At 39.0% G+C, this 12053-nt stretch carries 11 protein-coding genes; 6 read left to right on the top strand and 5 right to left on the bottom strand.

Annotation, left to right across the window (positions count from 1 at the left end):
* Positions 1–5 precede the first annotated feature (5 nt).
* Complete coding sequence (locus VOI17_RS10255) at positions 6–1493, top strand: hypothetical protein (protein ID WP_323757158.1); 1488 nt, start codon at positions 6–8, stop codon at positions 1491–1493.
* A 79-nt stretch (positions 1494–1572) separates the two neighbouring features.
* Here the strand turns inward: VOI17_RS10255 and VOI17_RS10250 are convergent, their stop codons facing one another.
* The 4 genes from VOI17_RS10250 to VOI17_RS10235 form a co-directional block, all read right to left on the bottom strand.
* Complete coding sequence (locus VOI17_RS10250) at positions 1573–2328, bottom strand: DsbA family protein (RefSeq protein WP_323757157.1); 756 nt, start codon at positions 2326–2328, stop codon at positions 1573–1575.
* A gap of 14 nt (positions 2329–2342) precedes the next feature.
* Positions 2343–4934: an ABC transporter permease gene (locus VOI17_RS10245; protein WP_323757156.1), complete on the bottom strand. Its 2592-nt coding sequence runs from the start codon at positions 4932–4934 to the stop codon at positions 2343–2345.
* Positions 4931–5269 carry a PadR family transcriptional regulator gene (locus tag VOI17_RS10240; RefSeq protein WP_323757155.1) on the bottom strand — a complete coding sequence of 113 codons (339 nt, stop codon included), beginning with the start codon at positions 5267–5269 and terminating at the stop codon, positions 4931–4933. Before VOI17_RS10240 ends, VOI17_RS10245 begins: the two co-directional genes overlap by 4 nt.
* Before the next feature lie 114 nt (positions 5270–5383).
* Positions 5384–6058 (bottom strand): hypothetical protein, encoded by a 675-nt coding sequence (locus VOI17_RS10235; RefSeq protein WP_323757154.1) that lies wholly within the window; start codon positions 6056–6058, stop codon positions 5384–5386.
* A 203-nt stretch (positions 6059–6261) separates the two neighbouring features.
* On the opposite strand from VOI17_RS10235, the gene VOI17_RS10230 reads away from it, so the two are divergent.
* On the top strand, positions 6262–8601 hold the full coding sequence (locus VOI17_RS10230) for a penicillin-binding protein 1A (protein WP_323757153.1): 2340 nt from the start codon (positions 6262–6264) through the stop codon (positions 8599–8601).
* 62 nt (positions 8602–8663) lie between these two features.
* On the opposite strand, the gene VOI17_RS10225 is transcribed toward VOI17_RS10230, so the two are convergent.
* Positions 8664–10004: a saccharopine dehydrogenase C-terminal domain-containing protein gene (locus VOI17_RS10225; RefSeq protein ID WP_323757152.1), complete on the bottom strand. Its 1341-nt coding sequence runs from the start codon at positions 10002–10004 to the stop codon at positions 8664–8666.
* Between the two features lie 143 nt (positions 10005–10147).
* Between VOI17_RS10225 and cdd the strand changes: the two genes are divergently transcribed.
* From cdd to rpsR, 4 genes are all read left to right on the top strand, one after another.
* Positions 10148–10636, top strand: a complete 489-nt coding sequence (gene cdd / locus VOI17_RS10220; RefSeq protein WP_323757151.1) for a cytidine deaminase — start codon at positions 10148–10150, stop codon at positions 10634–10636.
* On the top strand, positions 10637–11284 hold the full coding sequence (locus tag VOI17_RS10215) for an alpha/beta hydrolase (RefSeq protein WP_323757150.1): 648 nt from the start codon (positions 10637–10639) through the stop codon (positions 11282–11284). It begins immediately after the preceding gene.
* 158 nt (positions 11285–11442) lie between these two features.
* Positions 11443–11802, top strand: coding sequence for a 30S ribosomal protein S6 (rpsF, locus tag VOI17_RS10210; protein WP_068413767.1), 360 nt, complete (start codon positions 11443–11445; stop codon positions 11800–11802).
* Positions 11799–12050 (top strand): 30S ribosomal protein S18, encoded by a 252-nt coding sequence (gene rpsR / locus VOI17_RS10205; RefSeq protein WP_053224657.1) that lies wholly within the window; start codon positions 11799–11801, stop codon positions 12048–12050. Before rpsF ends, rpsR begins: the two co-directional genes overlap by 4 nt.
* The last annotated feature ends 3 nt before the right edge of the window (positions 12051–12053 follow it).

The following is a 12053-nucleotide window of genomic DNA, read 5'->3' as shown; positions in this document are numbered from 1 at the left end:
CTGATATGAAAAAAATAATATATAAAGGATTCTTATTGGCCTTCCTTTTGGTCAGTGGTGTTGCTTGTCACGACTTAGAAGTCGAGAACTTAAATAACCCAGATACGGCAAAGGTATTGGCGTCTGATTCAGATGTGAAAACGCTTGCTTCAGGTATGTTCCTTACATGGTATGGTGGTACACATTATACAAACAGTATCTCACACTTACTTGCCACAGCTGCCGATAACTTGACTTGTTCTTGGGGTAACTTTGGTATGAGAGATCAATCATGGGAGCCTAGAAAAGCTTGGGATAACCAGCCAGCATATAGCTATGCAGGTAACTCTAACTACATGTACAGAAACATGTATGAAGGAGCATCTACCGCTAATACAATTCTACAAGTAATGGATGGTGGTTTAGACATCGGAAATAACGGTGAAGACAATAATCTTGTTAGAGCTTGGTCTAAATTTATCCAAGGTATTAGCTTAGGCTATGTTGGCTTAACTTATGACAAAGGGTTTATTGTGGACGAAAATAGTACTGCAGAAGATATTGCTGCCGCAGAGTTTTTCCCGTACACAGACGTTCTTGATTTTGCTTTAACTAAACTAGACGAAGCTATCGCATTGTCAGGAAATTCTTTTGTAATTCCAGCAGAATGGATGAACACAGCTGAACCATTGAGCAATGATGATTTCAAAAAGTTGATTAATTCATTTGCTGCTCGCTTGGTGGTTTATGCTCCAAGAAATGCGGCACAAGATGCGGCTGTTGATTGGGCAAAGGCTAAGACCTATGCTGATAATGGAGTTACTGAAGACTTTATTATTCAAGGTGACGGATATACAAACTGGATCAATGAATTCTGGGTTTATTCATCTTACCCAGGATGGGGACAAACTGATATGAGAGTCATCAATATGATGGACAACGATCAGCCTGCACATTGGGATGATGATCCAAGTTTCCCTTTTCCACCAGAGTCTACTACTCCTGAGGATAAAAGGTTAACTACCGATTTTGAATACAAATCTTCAGTTCCTTTCCGTGTTGAAAGAGGTTACTATCATTTCTCTAACTATAGATTTAGCAGATATGATTACCTGCTTGCTGGTTGGTTTGGTGATATGCCAGAACTATTGAAAGCAGAGAATGACTTGATTAGAGCTGAAGCGAGAGCTCACCTTGCAGATTTACCAGGAGCGGCCCTAATTATCAATAGTGGTTCACGTGTAACAAGGGGTGAAATGACTCCAGTGGCACCTACTATGACTGCGATTGTAGACGCTATTCATCATGAGAGACATGTTGAGTTGATGTCTACTAGTATTGGTATCCAGTTCTATGAAATGAGAAAAAGAGACTTATTACAGTCTGGAACTTTCCTTCACTTACCAGTTGCTCCTCAGATTTTGGAGACGTTGGGAGTTGCTCGTCCGTTCTACACTTATGGTGGACCTGATGCTGCGGATGGTGTGAATGCATCAAATGGAGGTTGGAGATAACTCAAACTCATTGATATAAATTTTAAAGGCCGCTCATTGAGCGGCCTTTTTTTATGTCTGAATCGGGATATGGAGACTATTAATTAGCTTCTTCACTAAGTATTTTTTCAATTACGAACTGCATTTGCTCAAATTCAGTATAACCGTGATTGATTTGATAAAGCTGATCCTTGCTTTTGAATAGTACCGTTGGATAACCTTTTACGCCCCATTGACGGTTGAGTTGAAACTCTTGGTGCGTCTTATATTTGGCTTCATCGCCCTCAAAATCTTTGAGAAACTCATCAAATGGAATGTTGTACTCTTCACAAATAGAACGGTAAAACTCACCTTCGGAAGGATCTTCATTATCTACATAGAACTTTCTTGAAACGGATTCAAAAAACTCTAAGTCATTTTCTTTCATCCATTTTCGTGAAGCTACTACTGCCCTACAAGGAGGCTCTGTATCATAATTGAAGTTGTCTTTTTCGAATAGTGAATAGCCGAATGGTTGTCCGCTTCTTTCGGTCACTTCTTCCCAGTGATGCCTCAGGAAGGATTTCATTTGATCGTCCCAAGCTTCTCCACCTCCCGGACGTAGACCACCAACAACAATAGAAAACTTGAATTGTGAGTACTCTGTTTTTAGCCTTTTTAAATGGTTTGAGATCCCATAACACCAAGAACACATTGGGTCTCCCACATAAATGATTTCTTTATCCGTTATTTTTTCTGGTTGAGACCTAAGTTCTCCTAAATCGGCTGGAGAACATTCTCCTGTTTCTGGGTCGCAGTGTTGGCTTTCTTCTATCATATTGCTCAAGCCAACAGTTGAATGAGTATTTGAGTTCAAAAGGTTAATTATGATTATTCGTTTCTGAGCACCTCTGCAGGATTAAGCATCGTCACTCGTTTAACCTGCAAGAAAATAGTCAACGACACGATCGTCATGAATAAGATGAGTGTTGTCATGAATACTTCAGCGGTTATTTCGGTACGGTAAGCAAAGGACTCTAACCAGAATTGCAAGAGGTAGTAGGCCAGCGGAAAAGAAATGACTGAAGCCACTATAAGAACATACCATATTTTTTTGGTGAGCAGCTGAGCAAGCGACAGGAAATTAGCACCAAGAATCTTTCTTATGCTTACTTCTTTCATTCTTACATGAACAATATAAGTGATAAGCCCAAAGAGGCCTAAGCAAGAAATCAGAACGGCAATAATAGTAAACACACTAAAAATATTCCCCATTTTAAGCTCATCTGAATAAGTTCGTTTAATTCGATCATCCATAAACTCCAGGTCAAAAACTTGATCAGGGTAAATTGTTCTCCATGCAGCTTCTATTTGTGCAATAGTTCTCTTCAAATCAGTAGCTTTATACCGAATGGCTATTTTATTCAACATAATGTCAGTAGAGCCATCGCTTCTTCTCGGTAAATAAACTGATGGTTTAATTTTTTCTTTCACTGATTCAATTGGAAAATCTCTCACAATACCCAAAACCTTACTTTTCTTCGGCCTTCCCATATTAAATTCTTTCCCGATAGGATTTTCTTGGCTCATTGCTGCCATGCTTTCATTCATTAGAACATGGGTTTCATTATCTAGTCCTTCCTGATAAAAGTCTTCCCCTTGAACAATCTTTAAACCAAGAACTTCTACGAAATTTTCGTCTACTGTATAAAAATCAAATGATTCAGCAAACTCATTAGTTCCAATACCACCCCTAGAGTTATCCTTAGGCCCAGGCACCATCGATGAAATAGATAGCTTCTCGATTTCGGGTATACTATTTAATTCACTTCTAATTAAATCAGAACTCTTGCCAATTTTCCCATTAATAATAAGCACTTCACTTAATACCTCTGTGTTGTGGACTCGATCTATGAACCTCAATTGTTTCATAAAAGTGAGCGTACCAACAATTAGCGAAGCAGAAATAGAAAATTGCACCACAAGAAGGATATTTCGAACAAACTTCCCTTTTGGTGATTGCGCAACTCTTCCTTTTAAAAACTCGCTAAACTTAATTCTAGTAACTAGAATTGCTGGGTACAAAGAAGAGAACAGAGTTAGAGCAGTCAGACCCAATAATGTGACTAGAATAATCCACCAAATAACACCCGAAGGAATTTGCAGAGAAGTACTCAAGTAGTTTTCAATTTTAGGTACAAAGTACCAGACAATAATAGAAGTCAGGGCTAATGCTATGAAACATACAATGAACGACTCAACTATTTGTTGAAGAATGATGGTACGTTTTGAAGCCCCCATTACCTTTCTGACACAGACCTCCTGCATTCTTTTTAATGATAATGCAGCCGAAAGATTAATATAGTTTGCAATGGCAAGCAGTAAAATGACAACTCCCACAATAGAAAAAATATACACCACCTGACCATCCACGGCTTCTACAAAACTGTCTGAAGTGTTTATATTCGATTTGATTTCATCTAATGTTCTAAATACGTACTGGGTAGACAGCATGGATTCGTTAGAAGTATGCGCTTTTAGAGCTTCTGGAATTTTTTCTCCTAACTGACCTAAGTTAGCGTTAGCAGTTACCTTGAAGTAAATGGGATAACTTATTTGTACTCTTGAGTTCAAATCATATAAATCTTCTCGAATTTTTATCAGTTTAAAAACATTAATCGAGTAACTGGAATTCACTGGCAAATCTTTCAGTACGCCTGCGATCGTATAGTTAGATTCCTTTCCTCTAATCACAATTGATAATTCCTTACCAATAGCATCGCCATTCGAAAAGAGTTTTTCACTCAATTTTTGTGAAATCAAAACAGACTGTAATCCTGGGCTAAGGTTAGTCCCATTAACTATTTCTAACTGAAATATATCAATCAAGCTTGGTAAACCAGAAATGATTTTTTCTTCGAACACTTCAGTTTGACCAACAACCTTAACTTCTGCAGGGCTAGACGTAACCAATGAATAAGCCTCTACTTCAGGTAATTCATCAACGAGCAATTGTCCAATTCCTACAACCGTCCCAGAGCCCTCACCATTTTCACTAATGTTCCCTAAACGTACAATTCGTTCTGGCTCCGTAAGAAAGTTATCTTTCTGCTGTTGGTTATAAACAAAGAGAAAAATGAGAGCAAAGCAGCTAAATCCAAGTGTCAGCGTAGCAATATTGATGGATTGATGAAGGCGTTGACGATAAATGGCTCGTAATCCAAATTTGAAATGAAAGGAGAAGAGGTTTTGCATGGCTGTAGGTTTTCTGTTTTTGCTTCTCATTCTGAAATAGAGCCTGAAAAGCATGAGTACATCAAAAGCATATTTTAGTCTGGCCTTAAAATGTCCTTGATTCTGCGTGTTATGGTAAAAGTCTTCGTTCAGATCACCTTCAATTTCTTCCATGGAGGAGGGAGGGAACATCAAAGATATAAGTCGTTTTAAGATTTTTGGAGGGGTAGTATTATTCATCTGGCTCATGACTTCAGATCTTTAAGAATCATGGCTGGTATATCTTCCCAAAGCTTAGAGCGGGTGACTTTGATTTCTGAGAGTGATTTAATTCCAAATGGCGTTACAGAGAACATTCGTTTTCGTTTTCCACCTCGAATGCTATTGCTTTCGCCCATTTCTGAAGTGAGCAATCCCTTATCCTCCATTCTGTATAGCGTTGTATGTATAGCGCTGATGTTTAGCTTTCTATTGGTACGAGCTTCTACTTCAGTTTTAATGCTAAAAGCATATGCACTATTATCTAATACGCAAATGGTGAGTAACACCATTTCTTCAAATTCACCTACTCCTGTCTTTTTCATAAAATACAATAATGTAAATAAAATAAATTTTAACAGTGAAAACCAAATGAAAACTTGAATATTTTTCTTTGAGCTAAAGATAGTTAGCGCACAAATTGTATTGAATAGGCTCTTCTAATCCTCTTTCTTTAATGTCTCAAACTGCCCGAAAAATGCTTCGTCATATACTAGTTCAGCTTTATTCAAATACTTCTGCATACCGAGCATGACTTCGAAATTGGGCTGGTGCAGGTGTTTTGGAATTCTGTACAGTCGATCGTCCTTTTTATCGAATGGAGTGCTTTCTTTTGATCCGAATAAATAAGGGATGAGGATTTTGGAGCAACTCAAGGCAATTCTATCAAATTCGTATTCTTGAAAATGGTCTTGAAGTCTAAGGTTGATGTTTTCAAAAAACTCTAAAGTACTCGCCAAACGCACGCGTGAGCCTGCTCTTGATTTACCTTTCGTTTTGAGATGTTTGATCTGGCTTTTTCCTTGCTTCTTCCGAACCATGTAGGCACCAAATACTTTATGGGCCAAACATTCTTCATTTTTAAACACCCCAATTGAGGCACTGCCCGACTGCACTAAAAGCATCAGATAGGTTACTTCTTTTTCGAAATCTAAAATGAGGTTTTGGCTACAGGCTAAGGTTAGTGGTAGGCGTAGAAAAGCTTCACGATCTTGGCCTTCTAAACCAAGTTCAATTCTGTGTTTATCAAAGTCGTAATGCGTCTGAAAGCCCAAATGATCAACCTGTTCTATAATTAAAGGGACCTCAGCACGACCAAAGAAAATACTTTTCATCCCGAATACTAAAAAAGGAAATGCCATCATCAAAACTTTCCATTCAATTCGAGAAATATATTTTCAAAATGAGAATTTCGGTGAGTCAAAAAGAGGGAACAAAACACAAAAATGGGGCTTAAAATAAGTTAGATGGTATATTGAAATAGTTGAGGTTTTCGGCACGCCAAGTGTATACTTTTGCTGAACCACAATGAACACAAATGACTAGATCGCGCAAGCCAAACCGTAAGTTCTTAAAATGGACTTTGAGGGTTACATTGTTTGGCATTATCTCAATTCTACTTTTTTACTTTAGTGTTTATTTACAAGTATGGGGGCCAATCCCAAACCAGAATCTACTTACGGAAATTAGGCAGAGTAAAGCCTCTGAAGTATACGCGTCCAATGGTAAGCTCATTGGTAAATTCTATATTTTTGATCGACAACCGATCAACTATGACGAAATCCCTCAACATTTAGTTGACGCCTTAATCGCCACTGAAGATGCCAGGTTTTATGACCACAATGGCATAGATAACCGCAGCTTGTTAAGGGTTATTTTTAAGAGTCTTCTGTTACAAGATGAGTCATCAGGTGGTGGAAGCACCATTTCTCAGCAATTGGCTAAAAATCTTTTCCCCAGAAAGAACCTCGGCATATTTAGTATGCCAGTGAATAAAACGAGGGAGGCCATTATTGCTACTCGCCTAGAAAAGGCCTACACCAAAGATGAAATCATTACGCTCTATTTAAATACCGTTCCGTTTGGCGATAATACTTTTGGTATTGAGAGTGCTGCCACTAAGTTCTATAGCAAGAAGGCCCGTGATTTAACGCTTACGGAGTCTGCTGTGTTGGTTGGGATGCTGAAAGCTTCACACCTATATAACCCAAGAATTTTCCCTGAAAGAAGTAAAACCAGAAGGGATGTGGTGCTCAATCAAATGTCACGTTATGGATATTTGACAGCCGAAGAGGTTTCAATTGCCAAAAGTGAAAAGCTTCAACTTTCATACAGAGGCTTTAGCCATGAAGATGGTCTTGCGCCTTATTTTAGAGAGCAGGTCAGAAAGAAGCTGGAGGACTGGACTAAGAATAACAAAGACAAAGAAGGGGAGAAGTACAGTCTGTATACCAGTGGTTTGAAAATCTATACCACTCTTGATTACGATATGCAACGTATGGCTGAAGAAGCCATGACTGAGCATATGAGTCAGCTTCAAACCGATTTTGAGGAAAGCTATGGAAAGAATGCACCTTGGTTAAAGAATGCCACTTTGATTGAAAGTACGATAGAGAGGTTACCGAAATATAAAGCGCTAAAAGCATCTGGAAGAACCAAAAAGCAGATCATGGATTCATTAGCAGTAAAGTATGAAATGGAGCTTTTCGATTGGTCGGGAAAGAAAGTAGTAAAGGCCAGCCCAATTGATAGTGCTATGCATTATTTAAAGTTTTTGAATACAGGAATGCTGTCAATTGATCCAAGATCTGGCGCTGTCAAAAGCTGGATTGGAGGAATAGACTTTGAGCATTTTCAATATGATCACGTGAGCCAAGCCAAAAGGCAGGTAGGTTCTACATTTAAGCCAATTGTATACACTGCAGCATTGGAGGCTGGAGTAGATCCTTGCACACACTTTTCTGCACAAAAAGTAACCTATACCAATTACGATAATTGGACGCCTACCAATTCGGGTAACGAGGGAAATTACGACCTCAATTATTCGATGAAAGGTGCTTTGAGTAATTCGGTCAATACAGTGGCGGTAAAGGTGCTAGAAGCTGCTGGCTTGCAAAATGTAATTGAACAAGCCCAGAGAATGGGCATCACTTCTAGTCTGCCACAAGTGCCTTCTATTGCCTTAGGGACTGCTGAGATTAGTCTGATTGAAATGATAGAAGCTTATTCTAGCTATGTCAATTCGTCTAGAACGGTAAAACCTTATTTCATAACGAGCATAGAAGACAGTCGAGGAGCGTTAATTGCCGAGTTTAAGCCAGAAGTTAGCGAAGACCAAGCTTTTTCTGAAGCTACACGTCAGTCCATTATTGAAATGTTAAAAGCTACGGTGGATGAAGGAACCGCTACTCGTTTGCGCTGGAAGTATGGGCTTAACAATGACATTGCTGGGAAAACAGGAACCACTCAGTCGAATAAGGACGGTTGGTTTGTAGGGATTACTCCAAAATTATTAACCATCACATGGGTGGGGGTTGACGATCACCGCATTGGATTTAAAACTACCACAATGGGCCAAGGGGCTAATTCTGCATTGCCTATTTATGGCCTTATGATGCAGAAAATGAATGCGGATAAGAACTTCAATTCGATTACAAAGGCGAAATTTCCACCTCCATCAATAGAGGTGTTAAATCAATTAGGTTGTCAAGCAGTTGAGGAAGATGGTTTTCTTAAAAGGCTTTTTACCAATGATGAAAAACCTAAGCCCATGAAATTCGATACCAAAACGGAGGAAGAGAAAGAAGGCCTCTTTTCAAAGATTGGAAATCTGTTTAAGCGAAAAGATAAAAAGGAGAAGAAGAAAAAAGGTGGTTGAATTGGAAATAAAAAGGCCAGTTGATATTTGCATTAACTGGCCTTTTTTGAGTTGAAAAATATTTAATCTAAGTCAATCTCTTCTTCAATAAAGTGGAAACCAAGCTCATTGAGCTCATTCAAAATAGGCTCATAGAATTCTGGAGTAATTGGAATAACCACACCACGGGCTTCAATTTTCCCTTGTAAAAGTAGTTTGGTAGCAACTCCTAAAGGGAAGCCTACTGTTTTGGCCATCGCGGTTTCATTGGCGTTTTCACCATTAGCCACCATAGCCGAGCGAATGCGTTTGGTTTTTCCGTTTTCAACGTAATCGAACAAATGCCACATCACGATTTGGTCTTTCTTATCTGGACCAATCGTCCATTTCTTTTTCAGAATATGCTCTAAAACTTGTGCAGGAGTCCCTTTTTGAAGTCCCACGGGGGTTTCTTCGAAAAGATCGAGCCATTTCAGTTTATGCATTTCTGGACCATCTAGTTCCAAACCTAGATAATGCGCCAGTTTTAATTCAACAGAATCATTTGGGTTATAAGAGAGGAAAGAGTTAATGAACTGACGATGCGTCATCTGATTCACGCCTTCCATTTGATAGGTGTCGTCTGTAGCGCCCAACTGTACAAAAACATCCCAACCTTTACTATAACCCGGTCTTCTTAGGGTGCCTCTAAAAAGCGTCTGAATATTTTGGAGGTTATAAACATCCATATACATCAAGGAATCACGGTTGGCGTAACCTTCAAAATAACCATGCCCTGGAATATGGATCATCTCATTTCTTCTGAAAAGTTTGTGGTAAGGAATGAACTTGAATTTTCCTTCTTGAATAAATTTCACGGTACCTTGTCCAGCCAAAACCACGTTTCTAGGGTTCCAAGTAAAACCATACTCCCAAGGGTTATCGTCATTTGGGTTTGGCATCAAAAGCCCACCAGTAAACGATTCGAAAGCACGTAATTCCAAACCTTTGCTCCGCACTTTGTCTATTACCTTCATGGCCGACATGTGGTCAATTCCAGGGTCGAGGCCGCATTCGTTCAAAAAGAGCAACCCTTTTGCTTTTGCTTGCTCATTCAAGGCGCGCATGTCGTCAGAAACGTAGGAGGCCGTAAGTAAATGTTTGCCTAACTCTAAGCAGGTTTCCGCCACAATAGGATGGAAGGAAGCCGGTAACATTGAAATTACCACATCCGCCTCTGATATTACTTTAACCCTTTCTTGTTCCTCTCTAACATTGAATGCAATTGCGCTACCTCTTTTGCTGTTTTTTACTTTTTCTTCTGCGAGCTGAAGTGCGTAATCTCCAACAGTTACATGCCAATCATTCTCTTCGGCAGCAGACAATAAGTAGTTAATTAATGAAGTAGCAGAGCGTCCAGCCCCAAGAATTAATATGCGATTCATAGATCTTTTGCGTTTGGCTGCCAAGCTGTCAAATTTTTCTGTGCCGCCCAAACATATTCTCACAAATCCTGAATCATATTGATGTATAAAACCATCGAATAAAAAGATTCGTATCTTCCAAACTCATTACAAGGTATAATTGAATGGCGAAAAGAATAGTAAAGGAAGTATCACTTACCCAATTCGAAGCGAATGAACTCGATCAAGTCACAATGAACTTGATTGAAGCAGCAAAAAAATCGGCACTTAATGCTTATTCACCTTACTCTAATTTTCAAGTCGGGGCCGCCCTTCTTTTGGACAATGGAAAAACCATTTTGGGAAATAATCAAGAGAACGCCTGTTACCCTGCTGGCCTTTGTGCCGAGCGGGTAGCCTTTTTTTCTGCGAAATCTCAATATCCAGACTGTCAAATTCTGAAGGTCGCCATAGTGGCCAAACCTGCGAATCAAGAGCGATTTAAAATGGCTACTCCATGTGGAAGTTGTCGTCAAGTAATGAGCGAATATGAAAACAATCAAGAACAAAGTATCAAAGTCTATTTACCAGATGCTGATGGTAGTGTTTATGAATCGGATTCGATTGACAACTTCCTTCCTTTTAAGTTTTCGAACAAAGATCTCAATTCATAAATGGAGCACAAGATAAGCTTTGAGTACAGCGCTAGGTTTCACACTTTAGGTCAGGCTTCAGAAGATATTGAACAGCTTTGGTTTGTGTGCCATGGGCATGGTCAATTGGCAAAATATTTTATTCGAAAGTTTGAAGTACTGAACGATGGAAAGACTTTTGTTGTAGCACCCGAAGGCCTTTCTCGTTATTATTTAGAAGGGTTTACAGGAAGAGTGGGGGCTACCTGGATGACCAAGGAAGACCGACTTTCGGACATAGAGAATTATTTAACCTATTTGGATCGTGTCTTTAATACCGTCAAAAGTCAGCTGAAATCTAATGTGCAGGTTAATCTTTTGGGCTTTTCACAAGGTGCGGCTACCATTTCGCGCTTTGCCACTCAAACGGAGGTTCAGTTCGATAAACTTATTCTTTGGGCTGGTATTTTTCCGCCTGATTTACCCCCGCTTGAAAGCACTGAGAGGTTAAACGATAAAAAGGTGTATTGGGTCTATGGCACCGAAGATCAATACCTTTCTGCTGGTGTAATGGAAGAACAGGAAGCTTTGGCCAATAGGTTGAAGATTAAACCAACCGTAAAAAGCTTTAAAGGTGAGCATGAACTTTCCAATGAAGTGTTGCTTGAAATCGCTGACGAATCTACTTGACTTAGGTGCGTTTTTGGCTTGAATTAAACCACTGATATTGAATAAGATGAGCGGTTTAATACGCTTGGTGAATTTCTTAAAATACAATCTTAAACTTTCGTGTGTTTTTTTATTTGAAATGCATATCTTTGCAGCCCGAAATAATTAAATCATTAACAATGAACAATTACGAAACAGTATTCATTTTAAATCCCGTTTTGTCTGATGAACAGATGAAGGATGCTGTCGGAAGTTTTGAAGCTGTCCTTAAGAATAATGGAGCAGAGGTGATAAACGTAGAAAAGTGGGGCTTGAAGAAATTGGCTTATCCAATTCAACACAAGTCTACTGGCTTCTACAATTTGATTGAATTCAAAGCCGACACTAGCCTGATCAAAACTCTAGAAGTAGAGTTTAAAAGAGACGAAAAGGTAATGAGATTCTTGACCATCGCTTTGAACAAGCATGCAATAGAGTACAACGAAAAAAGAAGAAAAGGCGCATTCAACAAATCTAAAAAAGAGGAGGCAGCAAAATGACACTCGTAAACGAACCCGTAAACAGAGATCAACAGAAGAAAAAATATTGCCGATTCAAGAAAAGCGGTATTAAGTACGTTGATTACAAAAACCCTGATTTCCTTTTAAAGTTTGTAAACGAACAAGGTAAACTTCTTCCAAGAAGATTGACTGGAACAAGCTTAAAGTATCAGAAGAAAGTAGCTCAGGCAGTTAAAAGAGCAAGACACATTGCACTTTTACCTTATGTAACTGATTCTTTGAAATAATTT

Source organism: Roseivirga sp. (assembly GCF_034669765.1).
Taxonomy (GTDB): Bacteria; Bacteroidota; Bacteroidia; order Cytophagales; family Cyclobacteriaceae; genus Roseivirga.
Note: the sequence above shows the minus strand (reverse complement) of the source record. Positions and strands in the feature narration are given on the sequence as shown.